23 protein-coding genes are annotated in these 22292 nt (G+C 39.8%); 14 read left to right on the top strand and 9 right to left on the bottom strand.

The genetic code is table 11. The features are described from left to right. Positions 1-561: 561 nt before the first annotated feature. From rpmH to G8D99_RS15470, 6 genes are all read left to right on the top strand, one after another. Positions 562-696, top strand: a complete 135-nt coding sequence (rpmH, locus tag G8D99_RS15495; protein ID WP_000831329.1) for a 50S ribosomal protein L34 — start codon at positions 562-564, stop codon at positions 694-696. Between the two features lie 31 nt (positions 697-727). Continuing rightward, positions 728-1120, top strand: a complete 393-nt coding sequence (gene rnpA, locus G8D99_RS15490) for a ribonuclease P protein component (RefSeq protein ID WP_166327410.1) — start codon at positions 728-730, stop codon at positions 1118-1120. 9 nt (positions 1121-1129) lie between these two features. Then, on the top strand, positions 1130-1450 hold the full coding sequence (gene yidD, locus G8D99_RS15485; RefSeq protein ID WP_166327409.1) for a membrane protein insertion efficiency factor YidD: 321 nt from the start codon (positions 1130-1132) through the stop codon (positions 1448-1450). Between the two features lie 5 nt (positions 1451-1455). Then, complete coding sequence (gene yidC, locus G8D99_RS15480) at positions 1456-3207, top strand: membrane protein insertase YidC (protein WP_166327407.1); 1752 nt, start codon at positions 1456-1458, stop codon at positions 3205-3207. An 81-nt stretch (positions 3208-3288) separates the two neighbouring features. Continuing rightward, positions 3289-4653: a tRNA uridine-5-carboxymethylaminomethyl(34) synthesis GTPase MnmE gene (gene mnmE, locus G8D99_RS15475; protein WP_166327405.1), complete on the top strand. Its 1365-nt coding sequence runs from the start codon at positions 3289-3291 to the stop codon at positions 4651-4653. A 374-nt stretch (positions 4654-5027) separates the two neighbouring features. Further along, on the top strand, positions 5028-5732 hold the full coding sequence (locus G8D99_RS15470; protein WP_166327840.1) for a DsbC family protein: 705 nt from the start codon (positions 5028-5030) through the stop codon (positions 5730-5732). Positions 5733-5829: 97 nt separating this feature from the next. Here G8D99_RS15470 and G8D99_RS15465 read toward each other — a convergent pair whose 3' ends face one another. The 3 genes from G8D99_RS15465 to guaD form a co-directional block, all read right to left on the bottom strand. After that, positions 5830-6081, bottom strand: a complete 252-nt coding sequence (locus tag G8D99_RS15465) for a GlsB/YeaQ/YmgE family stress response membrane protein (RefSeq protein ID WP_166327403.1) — start codon at positions 6079-6081, stop codon at positions 5830-5832. A 231-nt stretch (positions 6082-6312) separates the two neighbouring features. Further along, on the bottom strand, positions 6313-6840 hold the full coding sequence (hpt, locus tag G8D99_RS15460) for a hypoxanthine phosphoribosyltransferase (protein WP_166327401.1): 528 nt from the start codon (positions 6838-6840) through the stop codon (positions 6313-6315). A 238-nt stretch (positions 6841-7078) separates the two neighbouring features. Further along, complete coding sequence (gene guaD / locus G8D99_RS15455) at positions 7079-8395, bottom strand: guanine deaminase (protein WP_166327399.1); 1317 nt, start codon at positions 8393-8395, stop codon at positions 7079-7081. 294 nt (positions 8396-8689) lie between these two features. On the opposite strand from guaD, the gene G8D99_RS15450 reads away from it, so the two are divergent. After that, positions 8690-9277 (top strand): nucleotidyltransferase family protein, encoded by a 588-nt coding sequence (locus G8D99_RS15450; RefSeq protein ID WP_166327397.1) that lies wholly within the window; start codon positions 8690-8692, stop codon positions 9275-9277. Positions 9278-9368: 91 nt separating this feature from the next. Here the strand turns inward: G8D99_RS15450 and G8D99_RS15445 are convergent, their stop codons facing one another. Both G8D99_RS15445 and G8D99_RS15440 read right to left on the bottom strand, forming a co-directional pair. Next, positions 9369-10331, bottom strand: coding sequence for a TerC family protein (locus tag G8D99_RS15445; protein WP_166327395.1), 963 nt, complete (start codon positions 10329-10331; stop codon positions 9369-9371). A gap of 621 nt (positions 10332-10952) precedes the next feature. Next, complete coding sequence (locus tag G8D99_RS15440) at positions 10953-12140, bottom strand: sugar transporter (RefSeq protein WP_166327393.1); 1188 nt, start codon at positions 12138-12140, stop codon at positions 10953-10955. Positions 12141-12340: 200 nt separating this feature from the next. On the opposite strand from G8D99_RS15440, the gene G8D99_RS15435 reads away from it, so the two are divergent. Beyond that, the gene (locus tag G8D99_RS15435) at positions 12341-12628 is read left to right on the top strand and encodes a GNAT family N-acetyltransferase (protein WP_166327391.1); all 288 of its coding nucleotides are present in this window, start codon (positions 12341-12343) and stop codon (positions 12626-12628) included. Between the two features lie 81 nt (positions 12629-12709). Then, positions 12710-12997, top strand: coding sequence for a GNAT family N-acetyltransferase (locus G8D99_RS15430; RefSeq protein WP_166327389.1), 288 nt, complete (start codon positions 12710-12712; stop codon positions 12995-12997). A 46-nt stretch (positions 12998-13043) separates the two neighbouring features. On the opposite strand, the gene G8D99_RS15425 is transcribed toward G8D99_RS15430, so the two are convergent. Continuing rightward, positions 13044-13391, bottom strand: a complete 348-nt coding sequence (locus tag G8D99_RS15425; protein ID WP_166327387.1) for a hypothetical protein — start codon at positions 13389-13391, stop codon at positions 13044-13046. A 255-nt stretch (positions 13392-13646) separates the two neighbouring features. Between G8D99_RS15425 and G8D99_RS15420 the strand changes: the two genes are divergently transcribed. Next, positions 13647-14120 carry a BLUF domain-containing protein gene (locus G8D99_RS15420; protein ID WP_227554340.1) on the top strand — a complete coding sequence of 158 codons (474 nt, stop codon included), beginning with the start codon at positions 13647-13649 and terminating at the stop codon, positions 14118-14120. A gap of 72 nt (positions 14121-14192) precedes the next feature. Here the strand turns inward: G8D99_RS15420 and mpl are convergent, their stop codons facing one another. After that, the gene (mpl, locus tag G8D99_RS15415; protein WP_166327385.1) at positions 14193-15557 is read right to left on the bottom strand and encodes a UDP-N-acetylmuramate:L-alanyl-gamma-D-glutamyl-meso-diaminopimelate ligase; all 1365 of its coding nucleotides are present in this window, start codon (positions 15555-15557) and stop codon (positions 14193-14195) included. Between the two features lie 272 nt (positions 15558-15829). On the opposite strand from mpl, the gene G8D99_RS15410 reads away from it, so the two are divergent. The 4 genes from G8D99_RS15410 to G8D99_RS15395 all read left to right on the top strand — a co-directional run bounded on the left by G8D99_RS15410 (position 15830) and on the right by G8D99_RS15395 (position 20096). Further along, complete coding sequence (locus G8D99_RS15410; protein ID WP_166327383.1) at positions 15830-16168, top strand: DMT family protein; 339 nt, start codon at positions 15830-15832, stop codon at positions 16166-16168. Positions 16169-16373: 205 nt separating this feature from the next. Then, on the top strand, positions 16374-16889 hold the full coding sequence (purE, locus tag G8D99_RS15405; protein WP_166327381.1) for a 5-(carboxyamino)imidazole ribonucleotide mutase: 516 nt from the start codon (positions 16374-16376) through the stop codon (positions 16887-16889). 27 nt (positions 16890-16916) lie between these two features. Further along, on the top strand, positions 16917-18038 hold the full coding sequence (locus G8D99_RS15400) for a 5-(carboxyamino)imidazole ribonucleotide synthase (RefSeq protein ID WP_166327379.1): 1122 nt from the start codon (positions 16917-16919) through the stop codon (positions 18036-18038). A 720-nt stretch (positions 18039-18758) separates the two neighbouring features. Continuing rightward, a complete protein-coding gene (locus G8D99_RS15395; RefSeq protein ID WP_166327376.1) occupies positions 18759-20096 on the top strand; it encodes a lytic murein transglycosylase in 1338 nt (445 codons plus the stop codon). Between the two features lie 167 nt (positions 20097-20263). Here G8D99_RS15395 and G8D99_RS15390 read toward each other — a convergent pair whose 3' ends face one another. Then, positions 20264-20638: a hypothetical protein gene (locus tag G8D99_RS15390; RefSeq protein ID WP_406741501.1), complete on the bottom strand. Its 375-nt coding sequence runs from the start codon at positions 20636-20638 to the stop codon at positions 20264-20266. 117 nt (positions 20639-20755) lie between these two features. Beyond that, entirely contained in the window at positions 20756-21670 is a 915-nt protein-coding gene (locus G8D99_RS15385) for a matrixin family metalloprotease (protein WP_166327372.1), read from the bottom strand. Between the last annotated feature and the right edge of the window lie 622 nt (positions 21671-22292).

Here is a 22292-nt window from a genome sequence, read left to right as displayed (position 1 = left end):
CTTGACCATATCAGTAAAAATATTCAAATCAATCGATTTTTAAATTTAAAAACAGCATGTGGATAAGCTTTTCCACAAGCTGTGGATAAAATAAAAGTCAAAGTTATCCCCAAATTAATAAAACTATAAAAACAGGGTTATCCACATCATAAGATTTTGTTTTTAAAAACTAAAACTATGATTTCCACAGAAAAACAGCTCCCTAATAATAATAAATTTAAATTTATAAATTTGAATTTATATAATAACAAAACTAGAATCTGTGGATAAACGAATTATTTACGAATTTAAATTCAAATTTAAAACCGATTGAGAAATTGCTCATAACACTATGGATAACTTTGTGGATATTGGTATGGATATCTTATATTAACATTATAAAATAATGACTTATGTTGTTGTTAACTGTTATTTTGATCAATTTTTTAATCTGAAATGCAAAATCGTATTTTCCATTTAGAAAGTCGAATTTATGTAACATTCTCTGTAATTGATTGACAGCACAAACAATGCACAATACAATCGCGAACCTTTATAGAACACCAAGTTTGGAGTTTCGACATGAAACGTACTTTTCAACCATCTGAATTAAAGCGTAAACGTGTTCACGGTTTCCGCGCTCGTATGGCAACTAAAGCAGGTCGTCAAGTTTTAGCGCGTCGTCGTGCTAAAGGTCGTCATAGCCTAACTGTTTAATTCGGTTAGTCTCATCGACACAATGGGTGGTATGACATTTTATAGTTTCAGTCCAGAGGTACGAATCCGCTGTGCTGCAGATTATAAAAGTGTATTCGATGGTGCGCTTTTTAAAGTGCATCAACCCCATTTCCTTTTTTTAGCAAAATGTACTGAACAGCCGAAAAGCCGTTTAGGTATTGTTGTTGCTAAGAAAAAAGTGCGCCGTGCGCATGAAAGAAATCGAATAAAACGTATTGCACGTGAAAGTTTTCGCTTACATCAGCAGGAATTAGACCTATTGGATATTGTGGTGATGCCTAAAGTGGGTATTGAAGCGATTCCCAATGTCGAATTGCATAAGCAGTTACAGTTTGCGTGGCAGAAGCTTCAACGTCTCGTTAAAAAACATCATAAAATAGCTATATCCCCTCCTCAAAATTAGAGATGGCCAATGGTTCGTATATTGCATTGGTTGATTCGTTTCTATCAAATTGCGATTAGTCCGCTCCTTGGACCTCGTTGTCGTTACATCCCAACCTGTTCTCAATATTCGCTAGAAGCAATCCATACGCATGGCTCAATTCGAGGTGCGTGGCTCGCGACTAAACGTATCTGTCGCTGTCACCCGTGGGGTGGAAGTGGTTATGATCCTGTTCCCAAGAAAGCAATTCGTTTTATTTCATTTCAGCAAATAGATTCTCAAATGACTCACGTTCATGTACCCTTGCGTGAGCGTTTTTTGAACCAAAATCACTCTAACCATTTGGGGTAATCGATATGCAACAATGGGCCAGGTTTGCAATTCTCGGGGCCATGTTCGTCACCGCATATTTGCTTATTTTAGCTTGGCAAAAAGATTATGGTCATGCAGAAACTGCAGTTCAGTCGACTCCGGCTGCTGTTGTGGCGCATGATGTATCTGCAGATTTGCCGAATAGCCAAGCACCAGCGGTCTCTTCAGACTTGCCACAAGCAAATATTGCTGCTGCACAACACACCACAGCTGCACCTACTGCTGCTGTAAACCAACAGCTTATTTCAGTACAAACTGACCTTTATCATCTTTGGATTAGTCCTAAAGGTGGCGATATTGTTCGTATTGAATTACTCAACCATGACAAGAGCAAAAACAGCGATGAATCGTTTGTGATGCTTGAAAATGATGCTAAACGTACTTACGTGGCACAGTCTGGTTTGATTGGTTTGAATGGACCTGACAGCAACCGTGCTGGACGTCCAACATTTGAATTTGAGAAGGCGAACTATACTTTAGCAGATGCGAAAAATGCGACTGTTGACGGTAAAAGTGCACAAGTCTTATCGGTTCCGATGGTACTCAAATCTGCTGATGGCGTAGAAATTATTAAGACCTTCACTTTCAAAAAAGGTGAATATCCAGTTAATGTCAGCTATCAGGTGGTGAACCGTAGTGCACAAAACTGGCAAGGTCAGATGTTTGGTCAAATCAAACGTGATAACTCAGAAGACCCAGGTAAGTCTGATCAAGGGATTTTCACCCTTGGTACATTCTTAGGCGGCGCATGGGGTACACCGGATGACCATTACAACAAATTAAAATTTGCCAACTTCTCTGAAGAAAAATTGAATACCGACGCCAAAGGCGGTTGGGTGGCTATGGTTCAGCATTACTTTGTGAGTGCGTGGATTCCTGGTCATTTTGGTACACAAGAATACACAGCGAAGTTAGAGTCTCGTAAATCTGCTGATGGCATGAACATCATTGGCTTTACTTCTCCAACCATTAATGTGCCTGCTGGTAAAAGCATGACCGTTGATGCAACGTTCTATTCGGGTCCAAAAATTCAATCTGAATTGAAAGATTTGGCGGTAGGTTTAAACCAAACGGTTGATTATGGTTGGTTATGGCCGATTGCAAAACTCTTGTTCTTGGGTCTGCAATTCTTCCATAGCATCGTAAACAACTGGGGCTGGTCAATTATCTTATTGACGGTCTTGGTGAAATTAATTCTTTGGCCATTGTCTGCAAAAAGCTATCGTTCGATGGCGAAGATGCGTGTGATTGCTCCTGAAATGCAACGTATGAAAGAAGAGTTCGGTGAAGACCGTATGCGCTTCTCTCAAGAAATGATGGCACTGTACAAACGTGAGCAAGTCAACCCATTGTCAGGTTGCTTACCCTTGTTAATGCAAATGCCGATCTTCCTTGCGTTGTACTGGGTATTGATGGAGTCAGTTGAACTTCGTCATGCACCGTGGTTAGGTTGGATTCAAGATTTATCTTCAATGGATCCATGGTTTATTCTGCCATTGTTAATGGGGATTACCATGTATGTTCAACAAGCGTTGAACCCACAACCTGCTGATCCAATGCAAGCGAAAGTGTTCAAATTTATGCCGATCATTTTCACTGTGTTTATGTTGTTCTTCCCTGCGGGCTTGGTGTTGTACTGGATCTGTAATAACAGTATTACCATTCTTCAGCAGACCTTGATCAAACGTAGCATTGATAAAGAAATCGCGTTGAAGCAAGCAAATCCAGAGAACTAGTCCTCTGAATAGCTGAATCGATCCGCTTAAGATGGTATTCTTAAGCGGATTTTTTATTGCCTTAATTTTGAGAAGATTTACATGACGAACCCACTACATTTAACCACTATTGCTGCTATTGCTACACCGCCAGGTCGTGGTGGCGTGGGGGTCATTCGTCTGTCAGGTCCAAAGGCATATGCGATTGCTGAAGCACTGATTCAAAAGCCACTTCCTCCTGCACGTTTTGCTGCATTTCATCATTTTCTAGATGCAGATGGTGAGATTATGGATGAGGGTCTAGTGATCTGCTTCCCAAATCCACATTCATTCACGGGTGAGGATGTGGTGGAGTTACAAGGTCATGGTGGCCCTGTCATTCAAAATGCATTGTTAGCGCGACTCTTTGAGTTGGGAGCGATTGCTGCCAAAGCGGGTGAGTTTTCGATGCGTGCCTTTGAAAATGGCAAAATGGATTTGGTGCAAGCTGAAGCGATTGCCGATTTAATCGATGCAACATCCCAAGCAGCTGCCCGTTCAGCAGTGCGTTCTTTGCAAGGTGCATTTTCAACCAAGGTCAATACCGTTCTTGAGAAATTGGTACATTTACGTCTGCATGTTGAAGCGGCCATTGATTTCCCGGAAGAAGAAATCGACTTTTTGGCAGATGGTAAAATTTTAAATCTGTTGGATGACGTGACTTCCTCTGTGTCGGCCGTTCAACAATCTGCACGCCAAGGTCAGTTGTTACGTGAAGGTTTACAGGTGGTGATTGCAGGTAAACCGAATGCCGGTAAATCATCATTACTGAATGCACTTGCAGGGGTGGAACGTGCAATTGTGACCGATGTTGCGGGTACTACGCGTGATGTCTTGCATGAAAAGATCACACTTAATGGCATGCCAATGACCTTGACCGATACAGCAGGTTTGCGTGAAACAGGCGATATCGTGGAAAAAGAAGGGATTCGCCGTGCCATTAAAGAAATTGAAAATGCCGATTTGCTGTTATTGGTCTATGACTTAAGCCAAGGTGAAGATCCTTTACAGTTGGCACAGCATTATTTTGCTGAACATATTGATGCAAAACGTCTCATGTTAATTGGTAATAAATGTGATTTAACGAGTCAGCCTGCCGTTTTAACCGACTTAAATGGTTTTAGACATATTACGGTGTCGGCGAAGCAAGAAACAGGTGTTCAAGCGCTTATAGACGCGATTACAGCGCATGCAGGCTTCCAACCTGAAGAAGATACCTTTATTGCTCGTACACGCCATTTAGATGCAATGAAGCGCACTCAGCATTATTTGGCTGAGGCACGTGAACAATTGGTGGTGTTCCAAGCGGGAGAGCTGGTAGCAGAGTCCCTTCGACTTGCACAAAATGCCTTAGGTGAAATTACCGGTGACTTTAGTGCAGATGATTTACTTGGGAAAATCTTTGGGTCGTTCTGTATCGGTAAATAATGATTCACAATAATTTGATGATGGGTTTGATGAAATGTATTTAAAGACTTTCATTGAATCCATTAGCCATATGGGTTGTACTCAATTGAACTCATTTGTTTTCAGATTCAACACAGTGTTTTTTTACGTATACACTTGAAAATTAAAATAATATGATTTCTTCATAGATAAAAAATGCTGAAAAATTATTAATAAAACGACTTTTAAATAATCAAATTAAGCGGTGATATGGGGGATAATGAAGTTCCACGTGAAACATATCGTGTAATCCGATGTTATAGATACAATAAAGCGTACATGTCTTAAAAATTAAGGTTTAAAATAAGAAGTCATTTGTAGATATCTTAGCGCCCTGCCCCATGTCTTTTAAAACCATGCTTAAACCTGTCGCACTTACTTTCACATTGACAGCTTTATTGAGTTCACCTGTATTTGCCAGTGTAGATACAGTGAAGTACAAGTTGGCACAAAAGTACCCGAAAGTAAAAATCGAAAATTTAAAAGCTACTGAAATGAAAAATGTCTATAGCGGCACATTAGACAATCAAGTGGTGTATGTCGATGAAGCAGCCGAGCATTTATTTTTTGGTTCAATGATTCGATTGAAAGATCAGAAGAATTTAACCAAAGATTTGGTGGTGGGTCAGAATTCAACGAGTTTTAGCCAATTACCTTTGCAAGATGCGATTAAAACGGTTCGTGGTACAGGACAGCATAAAATTGCAATCTTTTCAGATCCAAACTGTCCGTATTGCAAAACTTTAGAAGGCAATTTAAGTCAGCTGAAAGACGTGACGATTTATACGTTTATGTTCCCAATCAAAGCACAATCGATTGAGCCATCTAAAAAAGTCTGGTGTTCATTTAATAAAGAATATGCATGGAAAAGTTTGATTATTGAAGGTCAACAACCCAATGTAAAAGCGGATTGTGCCAATCCAATTGAACGTAATTTACAACTGGGTCGTCAATTGGGCGTACAAGGCACGCCTGCGATTATTTTCTCTAATGGTTTAAAAGTGACAGGGGCTTATCCTGCTGCTGAAATTGAGAAAATTTGGAAAGAACTCGGGATTTAAGTGGGTTTGTTAAAGTTCATGATTGATTCTTGAACACTTTATGAAACAATAAAGCACCGAGATCGGTGCTTTATTTTTTGATTTTAAATGATCTAGATTAGGTTTTTTTCACGACCAAGTTGTAGATAAACAACACCACAATCGCACCGATCACAGAGGCGATAAAACCTGCTGAAGAACCTTCTGGGTATAGACCCAATAAACGACCACCATAGGTTGCAAGCAAAGAACCCACAATCCCGAGTAACGTTGTCACAATGAAACCTGCTTTGTCATCTCCAGGATGAATCGCACGTGCAATCAGACCGGCAATAAAGCCAATCACAATAGCGACAATCAATGACCACATAGACATTCTCCCTTTTTTGTCAATTTTAATAGGTGCAGGAAATTGAATTGGTATTTTTATAATCAAGGATTTAACTTAGCATGCCTAGATTGAGATTGCTAATAATTGTAGGTGTTTTGTGCAGTCATGTGCTTGGACAAGGACTGATATATCGATGCAATCCAACATAAAAAAAGCGACCGGAGTCGCTTGATTGTGTGCTTATTGAGGTATCTCATTGGGTGATTGATCTTAAAGACCGATTTCACCAATGAATGGAATATGACGATATTTTTGATCGTAATCGAGACCGTAACCCACAATGAACTTATCTTCCACTTCAAAACCTAAGAATTGAACCTCGAGTTCAACTTCACGGCGTGAAGGTTTGCTGACCAAAGTACAGAGTTGGATTGAATTTGGTTGACGCGTTTCCAAAATTTCCATCACTTTGCTTAGGGTGTTGCCTGAGTCAATAATATCTTCAACCACAAGCACATCTTTACCGCGAATTTCGCCATCTAAATCTTTCAGAATTTTGACATCACGAGATGAAGTGGTACCACCGCCATAGCTTGAAACTGTCATAAAGTCGAGTTCGTGTGGCTTGCTGATCGCACGGCATAAATCTGCCATGAAAATAACAGAACCACGCAGTAAGCCGATCAATACCAACTCTTTGTCGCTGTTCGCGTAATGGTCATTAATTTGTTTACCGAGTTCCAAGACTTTTGCATGAATTTCTTCAGCAGAAATCATTACTTTCATTTCAACGGTCATGGGTAGATACCTAAAACAACAATTCAGAAATTAAAAAAGGTGTTGACTCGCAACACCTGAAATATGCCTTAATTTTAAAACATATCCTGCCTAGATGCATCTTTTTTGGGAATTGAATATGTAAACATTGCCTGTCTAGTGCGCATCACGTTTCAGAATCAAGGCACACAGGACAAATATTCCACCCATCAAAAGATACTTTTTCTTGGAGGTTTTCTGCTGATTTTGCTGTTTTTGTTCAGACGTTTTGCGCATAGGCTTTCTGTCCATAGATATAAGTGGCTTCAATATTTCGATCATCGCCCATGGTGAATAAGGCAAATAAGGCATCTTCAATATGTTTAGCACGTTCTTGACGCAGTGTCTGTAACGCTGTTGCTTTCAAATTGAGTACCACAAAATCTGCTTCTTTACCGATATTAAAGTTGCCTAAAATGTTCTCTAAGTTCAGGGCTTTGGCACCGCCTAAAGTGGCATGATAGAGCGACTCAAAAGCCGAGAGTTTGTCCCCTTGCAGTTGCTGAACTTTATAGGCTTCATTCAAGGTTTGAAGTTGGTTAAACGAGGTTCCTGCACCAATATCAGTCCCTAGACCGACTTTAACTTGTTTTTCCCAAGTCTTGTTCAAAGGAAATAAACCACTGCCAAGGAACAAGTTTGAGGTTGGGCAAAAGGCAATCGCAGAATCGGTATCGTGCATACAATCCCATTCCTCCTCCTCTAAATGCACACAATGCGCAAACACCGATTTTGAACCGGTTAAGCCGTAGTGATGATAAATGTCCAAATAACCCTTTTGTTCAGGGAATAATTCTTTCACCCATGTGATTTCATTTTTATTTTCACTTAGATGGGTATGCACATACACATCAGGATATTCGGCTTTGAGTTGCCCTGCTTTTGCCAATTGTTCAGGGGTTGACGTTGGTGCGAAACGTGGTGTGATCGCATACAGGTTACGACCTTTACCATGCCATTTTTCAATTAACGCTTTAGAGTCTTGATAGGCGGTTTCTGCTGTATCACAGAGTGCGTCAGGTGCATGACGATCCATCATCACCTTGCCTGCGATTAAACGCATGTGATGCTGTTCTGCCGCTTCAAACAAGGCATTGACGGATGCAGCATGTACAGTACAAAAAACCAGTGCGGTGGTGGTGCCATTTTTGAGCAGTTCTTGCACAAAAAACTGTGCAATTTTGTCGGCATAGGCTTTGTCTGAAAATTGAATTTCAGTGGGAAATGTATAAGTGTCGAGCCATTCTAAAAGCTGTTCACCATAGGCACCGACCATTTCTGTTTGTGGAAAATGAATATGGGTATCAATAAAACCAGGTACGATCAGTTGATCGGGATAATATTCAACCTGAATGTATTCAGGGACTAAATGCTGACCCTGTTGCCATTCACCAAACCAGCTGACTTTACCGTTTTCGGTAAGAAGTAGACCATCTTCTACATATCGCACTTGGTCGTGTATATCACGCGCTTGGGCAACTGTATTCTGAATATCAAGGAAACGGCCACGAATGGCAGTCATTGGAACAGAAGACATTTTTAACCTGCGTTGTTGATTTTTTCGATTGATTGTAACGTAAAACACGTTCTAGAAATGTAGTGCGTTGATTTATCTTACGTTGTCATGGTCTGCATGCAGAGCAAAGAAATGCTTCAACAATGTTTGGCATAAGATATGCTAATTCAAGCAATTTCCCTGCCAAATTGATGGCTTGTTGCAGTCTTTTTGATGGATTGTTGATGGCTTGGTTAAGTGCTGATGTCAGATTTGAATGATGTTTTTGAAGCTTGTCTTTTCGTTGCTTATTTTTAATTGCTCAAGGCTTAAATTATGACTTTATCTTTAGAAAAACATTATCGACAACAGCTCGAAGCATTGATCTTAAAGAACCGTATGATCATGTCGATTTTAAAGGCCTTACATTCTGTTGAGCCGAATGCCTATATTGCCGCAGGGATCATTCGTAATACGGTTTGGGCGCATTTACATGACGTTGAATATGATTTAAATGGTACTGAAGTGGATGTTATTTTCTATGATCCCGATGAAGCTAATGTACGAGCGCATCAAGTGAGCTTAGAAATGACCCGTTTATATCCCAATATGCAATGGGATATTACCAACCAAGCGACGGTTCATCACTGGTATATAAAGGATAATGGTGAATCCATTGCCCCGCTGAAATCGATTGAACATGCGCTTTCGCTATGGCCTGAAACAGCCACAGCTGTTGCTGTACGTTTAAATGTGGGAGATCAATTAGACATCGTTGCGCCGTTTGGCTTAACGGATTTATTTGAGTTGAAATTACGTTGGAATCCTGCCTTAGTCAGTTATGCGGGATTCATTAAAAGACGCGATGAAAAGCTATTTCTACAGCGCTGGCCAAAGTTGCAAATGATGAATCATGGCACTTGAAATGATCATGATATCTTTATGCTTTATAAAAAAAGCCTTTCACTAGAAAGGCTTTTTCATATATTCCTTTTTTATCTTTTTAAGGATGCTGTTATAAGGTGATGTCGTGATGTTTCTTGCTATGGCGAATCGATAACCATGCTGTTACAGCTAAGGTCACAATAATAAAGCCCAATGACGCCCAAATCGGCATATGGAATACATCGAGCATTAACATCTTGAAACCGATGAATAATAGAATAATCCCAAGACCATAGGGTAAATAATGCATTTTAGACGCTGCACCAGCGAGTAAAAAGAACATCGCACGCAGACCTAAAATTGCCATTAAATTTGCGGTGAGGACAATGAATGGGTCTGAGGTGACAGCAAAAATTGCAGGGATCGAATCTACGGCAAAAATCACATCAGAAGCTTCGACTAAAATTAAAACTAAAAATAACGGCGTTGCCCAAAGTGCACCATTTTCTCGTACGAAAAATTTGTTTCCTTGCATACTTGGCGTGATGCGCATGTGCTTACGTAACCATTTTAATATCGGCATTTCTTCAATATTGGGTTCTTCTTCCTGCCCTTTGAGGAATTTAAAGCCTGTCCACACCAAGAAAGCACCGAAGATATACAGCACCCAAGAGAATTCTTGAACGAACCACGCACCAATAAAAATAAAGATGGTTCTGAGAATAATCGCCCCTAAAACGCCGTACAGCAGTAACTGACGTTGCAGCGCAGGTGGGATAGCAAAGGCCGCGAAAATCATCAGCCAGACAAAGACATTGTCAATTGCCAGAGATTTCTCAAGCAGATAACCGGCAAAGTATTCCATCACCTTGACATTGGCAATTTGAATACCTGAAGTTTGTTGTAAATACAGCCATAATCCTCCCCCAAATAAGCTTGCCACAGTGACCCATGCAACACTCCAATAGGCTGCTGTTTTAAGTTGAACGTCTTGTCCTTGCTTTTGTTTAAACCCTAAAAAGTCGATGACCAACATCACCAACACGATGCCAAAAAATGCTAAATACAACCCTAAGTTGCCAATGGATTCCATACTCATCTCCATATCTGGCAAAGGGTCTAGGCATAAAAAAACCTTGACCAGTTGCCAGATGAAATAAAACATCTGAAACAACATGATCAAGGTCTTGCCTACAGCTGAAAATTTTATAAAAAAAGCTTCAACTGCTCAGATACCGACTTTTTTCAAAGTGTAATGACGATATGCTGACACGTTAGAATTAAAAAAAAGTTCATTAATACTAACGTTTGGAGGAGGCTACTCCCCTTGTTCAAATCTTGGATTACAGCAAACGCGCTGTAAATTTGAACAAATCATCGCATGAGAGAGAAAGAATTACAAGCAGTATTACTTTTTAAAAGGGTCTCTCATACGGTCTTTTATAAGAGAGGCAATTAATAAAGCAGCCATGATAATCAAAAAAATGATTAAGATAGTCGTAAGATCCATGGTGGGAGTTTCCAAATAAAACGACAAGTCTTTGTATTATAAACCTTAAATAAAATTCAATTTAAAACAATTGAACCTAAGATGTAGCCTATCTTACAAATCATGGCAATTTTGGAAAACAGGTCATGTTTTTATCATTTAAATGGTCACTCACCCACCATATAGAGACAATAATCGAATATTGAATAACTTAGATGCTATGACTTATTGAAAAAAGTCTTTTCTTTGTACCAAGAACAATGCCAAAAGCGTTCCGATCACAGCCAAAATGCCGCCAAATACACCAATTTGACTGAGACCCAACTGTAAACTCACATAACCGCCGAGTAGCGCACCACCGCCAATGCCGACATTATAAAGACCTGAATAAATTGCCATCGCGACATCGGTGGCATCTGAAGCTAAATTCAGGGTTTTGGCCTGTAAGGCTAAACTGAAAATAATAATGCTCATGCCCCAAAATAAACTTAAACTGGTGAGACTCCATACAGATCCTGCTAAGGGTAAAATCATCAGCATTGACACGGCGAGCATGGCACAGCTTAACGGAATAAATAACTTGGGAAATTTACCCCCCAATTTGCCAAATAAGAATGAGCCAATTAGCCCTGCCCCACCATAAATCAACAGTAAGGTTGTGGTTTGCGCTGAACTGAAATGGGCAATATTCAGGCTAAAGGGTTCGATATAACTATAGGCGGTAAACTGCGCCGTAATGATGATCACTGTGAGTGCGAAAACCAGCATTAAGCTTGGACGTTTGATAAAAGCTTTTAAACTACTGAGTGAGCCTGAATTGAGACTCGGTAATTTGGGTAAACTTTTTGCCAAGATTAAACAGATCAGTGCAGCACACAGCGCAATCAATCCAAAGGTATTGCGCCAACCATAGGCTTCGCCAATCATACGTCCAAACGGAATACCCAAAACCATCGCCAAAGCGGTTCCTGTTGCCAGCAGTCCTAGGGCTTGGAATTCTTTGCCTTTGGGTGCAACGCGCACTGCAAGTGATGCGGTGATCGACCAAAACAACGCATGCGAAAAGGCAATGCCAATGCGACTGGCAAGCAGAATATTAAAGTCCCAAGCGATATAAGACAGCGCATGGCTTAAAATAAACACCACGAATAATGCAATCAGTAAAAAGCGCCGTTCAATATTTTTGGTCAGGAGCATAATGGGCAGTGAAATCGGTGCCACCACCCACGCATAAATGGTAATCATGATGCCGACATCGGTGGCAGGCATGGCAAAACTTTGTCCGATATCACTGAGTAAGGCCACAGGAATAAATTCGGTGGTATTAAAAATAAAGGCTGCGAAAGCCAAACTAATCACACTGATCCATTGTTGTAAGGGACTTGGAGTTTGCTGTGTCACTGAAGAAGTCATCGAAAAGAGATTTAAATAAAGTCGTATTAGTGTAGGTGCTGAATGCAATAAAGTTAAGATTTGATTTTGAAGCCTTGTATTAAGCTGATCATTTCAAACAAGAATAATAAAAATTAACAGTAATGAGTGCAGATTCATGGCAGTTTAAAAATCGGAATAAAACATAATTAATTTGAAAAAGCATCTTTTGAGGAACAGCAATGTTAGAAATTAAACATCAGGATAATGGCAGCAAAGGCGAATTTTATATTGGTGAAGCAGAGCAGCATTTGGCAGAGATGAGCTATTCTTGGGCGGGTGAAGATAAATTTATTATCGATCACACTTGGGTGGATGATTCACTACGCGGTCAACATGTCGGTCGACATTTACTGGATCATGCCGTTGAGCTTGCACGTCAAAAACAGGTGAAAATTTTACCGCTCTGCCCTTTTGCCAAATCAGAATTTAATAAAGATCCATCTCTTCACGATGTGCTTTTTGGCTAATCATTTTTTAACGATTTGCTTTTCCAAGCATTCCTTTTTTTAAATTAAGTTTCCTAAAACCCATTTATTTTGAGATGAGCTATGGATTTCCAACATCAAGACAATGGCCAACGTGGCGAATTTTATGCTTTAGACAGCAAAGGACAACGTGTCGCAGAAATCAGTTATGTCTGGGATCAACAAGACAAAATGATCGCCAATCATACTTGGGTAGATCATTCCTTAAGGGGACAAGGCATTGCCCGTCAATTGCTCGATGTTTTGGTGGAATTTGCACGTCAAAAACAGGTCAAGATTGTCCCGACCTGCTCTTATGTCGATGTCATGTTTAAACGAGATCAAAGCTTTGCTGATGTTCAGGCCCAGTAAACCGATGGGCTTAAAATAAAAGCGTTGCTTTAAATTAATAATGTCACTATTCATTTAAAAATTCGCGATTTTCATCTTTAGGACGGCGCTGTGCACGCAGATTTTTCTGTTTTTGAACTTCCAAAAAATGAATCGCAATATGACCAAACAACACACTGCTTATCATGATCGGAATAGAAATCAAATCTTGCAATACGCTAAATAAAACACTGAGAAACAGCATGACAGTGATCAAATATACAGGCTGATTGACCAAAGCTTTAAGGGTCATACCTAATAGCATCGATGATAAAACCAGATTAAAAGCATCTTCTAGACCGAATTGTTTAAATACAATCATCGTGCTCAAATAGGCGCATAGAAGAATTAAGGTGATCATCATGTTCTTTAACATAGGCTTGCCCCAACTTGCTATGGTGATGGTTTTAATTCATTAGAAATACTTGAGTGGCTGTTGTTTTAAATCGTGATGCTACTGCTCAAGTTCGAGCATTATCAGCTATTCACCACCAAAAAGTCAGACGTTAAAGATAAAACACGCTGTAAGCAGAAAATTACGATTGATTAAAAAATAATCAATAAAATTCGATAATGATGGTTTTAAAGTTTCAATTTAAAGCATCGAAATAATGAAAAAAATGGATTAATTATGCTGATACAACTTTGTTATGCCAGTCGCCGTGTGGAACGTGACTATGATCTTTTACAAGACTTGAGTGATATTTTGGCTCAAGCCAGATCGTTCAATGAAGCTCATCAGATTTATGGGGTACTGTATTATGCTGAGGGGGTGTATTTCCAATGTTTGGAGGGAGAGAAGAGCGCTTTAGAGTCATTGTTTGCCAACATCGCAAAAGACCCTCGACATACTGATATCCATCGTTTTAAGGATCATATGATTGATCAGATTCATTTTTCACAATGGTCAATGAAATATGTGAATCAACATGGCAAAGTCAGACAGTTCTTTGAAAAGCAGGGTTTAAGTCGTTTTTTACCGCATCAGTTAGATGAGACTGGCATACATGATTTTTTAAAACTGCTTTTGAAAATGCAACAAGCCGATGAAAAATCACATCCTAAAAAAGGCTTAAATCATCGTGGGTATCAGAATTTTTTTTAAAGATCGAATGAAGAATTGATCTAAGCCTTAAAAATAAAAAAGCCCGCTTTGCGGGCTTGAATACAACAAAATTTAAGCTTTTAAGGCAGCAATCAATTTTTGATGTAAACCACCAAAACCACCATTGGACATGATCACCACTGCATCGCCCTCACCTGCCTCAGCAACCACAGTGCTGATGATGTCATCTAAGCTACGCGCAACCACCGCTTTGTTTGGAGACGCATCAATCACTGGTTGCAAATCCCAATCTAAACCTTCAGGTTGATACCAAATCACTTCATCCGCCAAACGAGCTGAATGTGCTAAGCCATCTTTGTGACTGCCCATACGCATGGTATTTGAACGCGGCTCAATGATCGCCCAAAGTTTACGTTCGCCTAAGCGTTTACGTGCCCCTTCAAGCGTGGTGTCAATCGCTGTTGGATGATGAGCAAAGTCATCATATACTTCAATCCCTTTGACAGTATTGAGCAATTCCATTCGACGCTTTACCCCGCCGAAATTCGATAAGGCTTCACAGGCAGTTTCAATCGAAACACCGACATGTTCAGCCGCAGCAATCGTCGCCAAAGCATTCGCCACACTATGTTGACCGGTCATATTCCATTTCACTTCACCTTTTACCACACCGTGTTGAAGCACTTTAAAGTGTGAACCATCAGCAGATAACTGTTCTGCATAAAGTTCAGATTGGTCATTGGCATCTAGACTGGTGCGAACCACAGGCGTCCAACAGCCCATCTCTAGCACTTCATCAATATTGGTTTCAGTGATCGGCGCAATAATGCGACCTTGGCTTGGAATGGTACGCACCAAATGGTGGAATTGTTTTTGAATGGCAGCTAAGTCATCAAAGATGTCAGCATGATCAAATTCAAGGTTATTTAAAATCGCTGTTTTCGGATGGTAATGTACGAACTTAGAACGCTTATCGAAGAACGCAGAATCGTATTCATCGGCTTCAACACAGAAGTATTTTCCACCGCCTAAACGTGCACTTTCTTTAAAGCCTAAAGGTACACCACCAATCAAGAAACCCGGTTCTAAACCAGCTTGATCGAGGACCCATGCGAGCATGGTGGTGGTGGTGGTTTTACCATGTGTGCCTGCAACACCGAGCACATGCTTACCTTGTAAAACATGATCGGCAAGGAACTGAGGTCCAGAAATATACGGCATGCCTTGATCAAGCATATATTCCACAGCATCAATGCCACGTTTCATGGCATTACCGACAATGACCAAATCAGGTGTCGGTTGCAAATGACTCCGGTCATAGCCCTGCATTAAAGTAATACCGGCATTTTCAAGTTGGGTCGACATCGGTGGATAAACATTTGCATCTGAACCGGTCACCTTATGTCCCAGATCACGTGCTAACAGTGCCAATGAACCCATAAAGGTGCCGCAAATACCTAAAATATGCAGATGCATTCGTTCTCACTCCACTGCTTTTATAGACACATCACTTTGTTGTTGTGGTGTTGTCATTATAAATTTGATTTAAAAGGTTGATTTGATTTAAAGGCAACGATAGCAAGGGTTCTGCTGAAAAGATAGTGATTCTTGTATATTCTGAGTTGAATTTAAGCCATGAAAATAAATGATTTGATCTGAAATTTTTTTGTAAAAAATAAACCCATGAGGCAGTGAAAACCCGTCAATTCAACGTAAAATATCGACATCCTCTAAGACACGATTTTGCCATGTCCCTACCCTTTATTTTTTTGATTATTTCAAACTGTTTTATGACCTTGGCATGGTATGGGCATCTTAAATTTTTACACAATGCTCCTGTTTGGCAAGCCATTTTATTTGGTTGGGCGATTGCCTTGCTGGAGTATAGTTTTATGATTCCAGCGACCCGTATGTTGGCTCAACAAGGTTGGAGCACTGGTGAAATGAAGATCACCCAAGAAGTGGTGACCCTGATCGTGTTTGTGCCTTTTATGATTTTTCTGTTTAAACAACCATTTAAACTCGACTATTTGTGGGCGGGTTGTTGTCTGCTAGGTTGCATCTATTTTGTGTTTCGCAATCAATAAAATTGCTTGGGTAAATTTTGACGGCAAATTTCGTTTAAATTTTTAATAATTTCTGAAAAAAACAATAAAAATACAGCCTTGCTTTGACTGTTAAATTTTGGTGCGCTGTAAAAACAGTCTATAATGTGGCTCTTCTGATTCATTTAAAGCTTGGCTTAACGCTGAGATTTAACCTTCCTTACTTTTCGTTTCTGGAACATAAGCAATGAATGCGGCCGCAACACAAGATGCTTTACCTCTCGTTGGAATTATCATGGGTTCTCAATCAGATTGGGCAACACTAGAACATACTGCCAATATGCTGACTCAGCTTGGCGTTCCTTTTGAAGCGGAAGTGGTGTCTGCACATCGTACCCCAGACCGTTTGTTTGAATATGCTGAAACTGCACGAGATCGTGGCATTCAAGTGATTATTGCAGGTGCAGGCGGTGCAGCACATTTACCCGGCATGTGTGCGGCAAAAACTGATTTGCCTGTGCTCGGTGTACCGGTGAAATCATCGATTTTAAACGGTGTCGATTCATTGCTTTCTATCGTACAAATGCCTGCAGGGATTGCGGTCGGTACACTTGCGATTGGGCCTGCCGGTGCGACCAATGCTGCAATCATGGCGGCACAAATTTTAGGTTTAACCCGCCCTGATATTGCCAAAAATGTTGCGGATTTTCGTGCTGCACAAACTGAAAAAGTGGCAAGCAAAAACATTCCAGGTCAAATCTAAAGTTCAGCTTAATCAGGGACACAGCTCATGGATAAAACCATCGGTATTTTTGGCGGCGGTCAACTTGGTCGCATGATGGCACAAGCCGCTTTACCGCTTAACATTCAATGTACTTTCTTTGAAGCCCATACAGATTGCCCTTCGGCTGCCTTGGGTCAAGTCTACTCAACCCAAGCTGAACATGGCTTGGCTGAATTTATCCAAAGTGCAGATGTTTTTAGTTTAGAGTTTGAAAATACACCGCTGAAAGATGTCGATGTACTGATTCAAAAAAAAGACCTGCATCCACCGCGTCAAGCTTTAGCTATTGCACAAAATCGTCTTTCTGAAAAAGCATTATTTGATGAATTGGCGATTCCTGTTGCGCCGTATCAAGCAGTCGATTCACTTGAATCTTTAACGCTTGCGGTGAATGATTTAGGTTTACCCATCGTGCTCAAAACGGCAACAGGCGGTTATGATGGCAAGGGTCAGTTTGTGCTGCGTTCAGCAGATCAAATCGATCAAGCTTGGCAAGAGCTGGGTCCTGCGGGTTCACTGATTGCAGAAAGCTTTGTGACTTTCTCACGTGAAGTGTCGATCATTGCGGTACGTGGTCAAAATGGTGATGTGAAAACATGGCCACTGGCAGAGAATCATCATCACAATGGGATTTTATCGCACTCAATTGTCCCTGCACCTAACAGCGCAGATTTACAGCCTGTGGCGCAAGATTACATCACTCGCCTGCTCAATCATTTGAACTATGTCGGTGTATTAACCCTTGAGCTGTTTGTAACCGACAAAGGTTTGTATGCCAATGAAATGGCACCGCGTGTGCATAATTCAGGGCATTGGTCGATTGAAGGTGCGGTGTGTTCTCAATTTGAGAACCATGTGCGTGCAGTTGCAGGTTTGCCATTGGGTTTAACTGAGGTGATTCGTCCAACGGTAATGGTGAATATCATTGGACAACATCCAAAAACTGAAGACGTTTTGGCTTTAGAAGGTGCGCATCTACACCTCTATAACAAAACTGAACGTGCTGGTCGCAAGATTGGTCACATCACCCTCATGCCGACAGACACTACGCAATTGACTGTTTTATGCCGTCAATTGGCGTCAATTTTGCCGAATCCTTTGGCATTGACTCAAGATATGACCATCTAAAGCAAAAACTGGCGTTAAATCAAGCGATCACAAAAGTGGTCGCTTTTTTATTGTCTGCGATTCAGGCATGATTGCGCCTCTTTGAAAAAGCCAGCGATTATCGGGATTTTTCAAAAACATCAAGTCTTTAAAATGATCATTCGCTGATATATAGAAAAAGCGAAAAACGATACATTTAATTTCATTTTGTTGAATCTTGACTTCTGTTTTAGCAAAAAAAAGAAAAAATAACCCACTCAAAAAAGCAGCAATCAAAGTGCTCAAGTTTGCAGGATTTGAATTCAAAGCTTTAATGATTAAATTTAAAAAGTTTGGTTTTGAATTCAAATTATAAATTTAAAAATCGATGGCTTTTGAATTTAAATTCAAAAAATTAAATTTAGAAAATTGAGGTTTGAATTTAAACAAGCGGGTTTAAATTCAAACAGTGAAAATCATCACTTTAAAACCCACCAACCCTGCTGATGCAATAGCTTGTATCACTTATCCACTTTTAAAATAAACTTATCCACACCGGTTAATTTCCTTCAAATTTAAATTCAAAAACAATAAATTTAAAAAAGTGAATTTAAATTTAAAAGTAGGCAAATGAATTTAAATGGCTGAAATGAATTTAAAGGAGGGAATATGAATTTAAATTTACGATTTGGATGTTTAATTCAGGCGATAGAATGCTAAGGTAAGCGGATAACTTGAACTTAAAACTAAAATTGGAAAATTATGATTCGCTCCTCAGTCATCTTTACTTCAATCTTTTTAGCTGTATCACAAGCCAATGCCGAGTTGGTGATTAACGGAAAAAATGTGTCCAGCGTTGCGCCGAGTGTTAGCGCTGAAAATGTGATTTTTGAAAATAGTAACTATGCATACGGCAATGACGCATATTCAACCGCATCTAAAGTTGACCGTTTTAAAAGTTGTCTTGCCAATTTACGTTCTCAAGCTGTGAGCTCAGGTGTGAGTGCTGCAAGCTATGATCGTTATACGCAGAATTTAAGCCCAGATTATTCCGTGATTGAAAAACTGAACTACCAACCTGAATTTTCAACCCCGATTTGGGATTACTTGTCGGGGCTGGTAGATGATGAACGTGTTGCCGTGGGGCAACAAAAGCTCAGTCAACATCGAGATGTATTGAAACGTGTAGCTCAAGCCTATGGTGTACCTGCTGAAACAGTGGTTGCAGTGTGGGGAGTTGAAAGTAATTTTGGTGATATTTCTGGGAAATATCCTTTACTGCAAGCTTTAGGCACATTGAGCTGTGAAGGGCGACGTCAAACCTATTTTAGATCTGAATTTTTTGCCACTATGCGCATTTTGCAACGGGGTGACTTGCAAGAAAGTCAACTCAAAGGCTCTTGGGCGGGGGCATTTGGACATACCCAATTTATGCCAAGTACCTATGAAGAATTGGCGGTAGATTTCGATGGCGATGGTCGACGAGATTTGGTGTCGAGTACTTCAGATGCGTTGGCATCGACCGCAAATTTCTTAAAGAAACGGGGTTGGCAAACTGGGCAACCGTGGGGCTTTGAAGTTAAAGTACCGGATGGCGTATCGATACAAGGTGAAAGTCGGAAAAATAAAAAACCACTGAGTTATTGGGTCAACAATGGTTATGTACGTGTCGATGGTTCAGCATTAGCGCAGGGTTCACTTTCAGACAGTACCCCGGCAGGGTTATTGGCGCCAGCAGGTGCGTCAGGTCCGACCTTCTTAGTGTTTAAAAATTTCGATGCTATATATAGTTATAATGCAGCTGAAAGTTATGCCTTAGCCATTGCGCATTTGTCCGATCGTTTGCAAGGCAAATCTGTATTCAGCAAAGCTTGGCCAACCGAAGATGCAGGCACCTCACGTGCAGAACGCCGTGAAATTCAAAATTACTTGATTCAACGTGGTTTTGATATTGGTGAGGCGGATGGATTGATTGGGGACAAAACCCGTCAAGCGATTCGTCAGGAACAAACCCGTTTAGGACTCAATCCGACAGGACGTGCAGGCCAGCAAATTTTACGCGCTTTTCGAAATGAAGCCGCTAAGACCTTGATGAAATAAAATTTAGTGTATTTTAAAAAATATCATCTATCAAAAAGGTCTGCATTTGCAGACCTTTTTGATACTGGCATATCTACAGGGTGAATATGACTATATAACGATTTGAATACTAACCATTTTGAAAGCACAATTTAGCTTTTGGTGAATGATGGTTTTACAGAATGATCTTAAAGATTCGAGTGATCGATTTTAACGGCATCAAGCACATCAAAAATCACATGAGTCACATCTTGGCTGAGTTCACGATTATTAAAGATTTCATATGCAGTAATCGTGACATCTGTATCGCTCGGCAATTGTTTTTGTTCTTCTACAATTAAATCTTGTATAGGCAATAACGTCTGTTTCACTTGCAAATGAAGCACATCTTCGAATTTGATATTTTCATCTTCAAGTTCAATCAGCTGTTGATTAAAGTAAGGTTGTAGAATAGAGAAAAGATAAGGCTGAATTTCTACGATATCAAAAATCTCAATATCTCGAGTTTGCTCAATCGTGCTGATATGATCATTTACTTCTAGGATAATATGATAATAACTCACGTCCTTTCTCCTCCATATGGCGTGCAAACACAATAGCATGATTCATTCGAAATGGGCGTTGTCTACAATAAATACCTATAAAAAATATGGTTTTTAACTATACAACTTTAAAATTGGCTATTTGCGTGAGTTGAGTAGGGCAATATCCGCTGCTTTTAAATGAAAATCTTTAAAATTCTGCTTTTCTAAAATCGGATACATTAGCGATTCAGGATCATCGCTATGTAATAAGCCTAAACCATGCCCCAATTCATGCGCTAAGGTAAGTCTTAGGTCATCTAAATTTTGAAATTCATAAATGTTAATTTCACGACCATTAAAAATACCTTTATCAAACTGGCGCGGTTGAAAACGTGAATTAAAATGATCAACTGAAGCGTTGAATTGAGCATTCATGTGGTTGATGCTATTCACCTGTTGATTCAGTCTGAGCACATTGGCATTAAACTGGTCAATATGCTGTTGTACATTGATTTGATCATTTTGCAGTTGTTGTTTCAGGCTTTCTAAATAGTCACGATAAGCTGCGCTTTGATTTGAAGATTGATTAAAGTTCTGCACCTGTTGATTGTAATGTTCTAAACGTGATTGATAATGAGCTTTAAGCAATTCGACTTCACGTTGTTGCAGGTCTAATGTTGATTGAGACTGTTTTAACTTTTGCCGTTCAGCATCGGTCATAGTTTTTGTGCTTTCTAATCGCGCGATTTCAGCACGACGAGCTTCTGATTCTGCTTGGCGTTGGTCATAAATTAAATTAATACTAAGTTGTGCGTTCGGGTCATAAACAAAATATTGTTGCGCTGTGCCGGTAAACCAAATATCAGTGGCTTGTTGTACGATATTTTTGAGTTGCGCTTCGCTGATATGAAAGCGTGGATCGATGTGCCCAATTTTATAACGTAAACGCGTGTCAAAGGGATGTTGAATACGATCAGCGACAGAGTTGTGATTCAGTTGGGGGTTGAAAATGCGTTGTGAGGCAAAAAAGCCTAAAACCACCAGTAGAACCAAAAGAATCAAAAAGCGCATAACTTATCAATGCATAAACTGAATCAGATTAATGTAGCGCAAAATTTGAAATAGACAATCTTTTGCATACAGCAACTCTAATTCGATTTTTGATGAGAGTGAAATGGGGAAACTTAACAGATGATTGACTGATTTAAGTGATCTTAGGCAATTCTTAGGCAATAATGTTTTAAATAACTAAACCGAGCCATCCATAAAGACCTAATAACGATTAATAACGCTATGATAAAAAATAGGCTTTAACGGCCATGAAGTGAAAATAGATAGAGATAAATAAGTAAATAATGAAAATAAAATACTAAAATTGACTAAAAAATGAATAAAAATACTGTTTTTTGGCGGTTTTGGTAGAAAAAACAAACACCCGTGCAAATTAATTGAAAATAAGGGTTGCAATGATTCTGAAATCCTCTAGAATGCACCCATACCGACGAGATAGACGGAAACGAACGAAGTACGAAGTGCTGAGTTGTTAAGTTTATTGAAGTCCAGCTTCTAATACTGACGAGGTATTAGAAAGATCATTAAGAGATTATGAAGAACAACTTGTGTGGATTTTTACTGGTTGATTGATCGAAATTATTTTCATTGATTGATGGTAGAAATTACTCGAAGTTTATTT

This window comes from Acinetobacter lanii (assembly GCF_011578285.1).
Lineage (GTDB): Bacteria > Pseudomonadota > Gammaproteobacteria > Pseudomonadales > Moraxellaceae > Acinetobacter > Acinetobacter lanii.
The sequence above is the reverse complement of the archived record's forward strand: the minus strand, read 5'-3'. Positions and strand labels throughout refer to the sequence as shown.

Excerpts from the sequence above, each read along its gene's own strand:
- rpmH (WP_000831329.1), top strand. The coding sequence starts at position 562 with ATGAAACGTACTTTTCAACCATCTGAATTAAAGCGTAAACGTGTTCAC.
- rnpA (WP_166327410.1), top strand. The coding sequence starts at position 728 with ATGACATTTTATAGTTTCAGTCCAGAGGTACGAATCCGCTGTGCTGCA.
- yidD (WP_166327409.1), top strand. The coding sequence starts at position 1,130 with ATGGTTCGTATATTGCATTGGTTGATTCGTTTCTATCAAATTGCGATT.
- yidC (WP_166327407.1), top strand. The coding sequence starts at position 1,456 with ATGCAACAATGGGCCAGGTTTGCAATTCTCGGGGCCATGTTCGTCACC.
- mnmE (WP_166327405.1), top strand. The coding sequence starts at position 3,289 with ATGACGAACCCACTACATTTAACCACTATTGCTGCTATTGCTACACCG.
- G8D99_RS15470 (WP_166327840.1), top strand. The coding sequence starts at position 5,028 with ATGCTTAAACCTGTCGCACTTACTTTCACATTGACAGCTTTATTGAGT.
- G8D99_RS15465 (WP_166327403.1), bottom strand. The coding sequence starts at position 6,081 with ATGTGGTCATTGATTGTCGCTATTGTGATTGGCTTTATTGCCGGTCTG.
- hpt (WP_166327401.1), bottom strand. The coding sequence starts at position 6,840 with ATGACCGTTGAAATGAAAGTAATGATTTCTGCTGAAGAAATTCATGCA.
- guaD (WP_166327399.1), bottom strand. The coding sequence starts at position 8,395 with ATGTCTTCTGTTCCAATGACTGCCATTCGTGGCCGTTTCCTTGATATT.
- G8D99_RS15450 (WP_166327397.1), top strand. The coding sequence starts at position 8,690 with ATGACTTTATCTTTAGAAAAACATTATCGACAACAGCTCGAAGCATTG.
- G8D99_RS15445 (WP_166327395.1), bottom strand. The coding sequence starts at position 10,331 with ATGGAATCCATTGGCAACTTAGGGTTGTATTTAGCATTTTTTGGCATC.
- G8D99_RS15440 (WP_166327393.1), bottom strand. The coding sequence starts at position 12,140 with ATGACTTCTTCAGTGACACAGCAAACTCCAAGTCCCTTACAACAATGG.
- G8D99_RS15435 (WP_166327391.1), top strand. The coding sequence starts at position 12,341 with ATGTTAGAAATTAAACATCAGGATAATGGCAGCAAAGGCGAATTTTAT.
- G8D99_RS15430 (WP_166327389.1), top strand. The coding sequence starts at position 12,710 with ATGGATTTCCAACATCAAGACAATGGCCAACGTGGCGAATTTTATGCT.
- G8D99_RS15425 (WP_166327387.1), bottom strand. The coding sequence starts at position 13,391 with ATGTTAAAGAACATGATGATCACCTTAATTCTTCTATGCGCCTATTTG.
- G8D99_RS15420 (WP_227554340.1), top strand. The coding sequence starts at position 13,647 with ATGCTGATACAACTTTGTTATGCCAGTCGCCGTGTGGAACGTGACTAT.
- mpl (WP_166327385.1), bottom strand. The coding sequence starts at position 15,557 with ATGCATCTGCATATTTTAGGTATTTGCGGCACCTTTATGGGTTCATTG.
- G8D99_RS15410 (WP_166327383.1), top strand. The coding sequence starts at position 15,830 with ATGTCCCTACCCTTTATTTTTTTGATTATTTCAAACTGTTTTATGACC.
- purE (WP_166327381.1), top strand. The coding sequence starts at position 16,374 with ATGAATGCGGCCGCAACACAAGATGCTTTACCTCTCGTTGGAATTATC.
- G8D99_RS15400 (WP_166327379.1), top strand. The coding sequence starts at position 16,917 with ATGGATAAAACCATCGGTATTTTTGGCGGCGGTCAACTTGGTCGCATG.
- G8D99_RS15395 (WP_166327376.1), top strand. The coding sequence starts at position 18,759 with ATGATTCGCTCCTCAGTCATCTTTACTTCAATCTTTTTAGCTGTATCA.
- G8D99_RS15385 (WP_166327372.1), bottom strand. The coding sequence starts at position 21,670 with ATGCGCTTTTTGATTCTTTTGGTTCTACTGGTGGTTTTAGGCTTTTTT.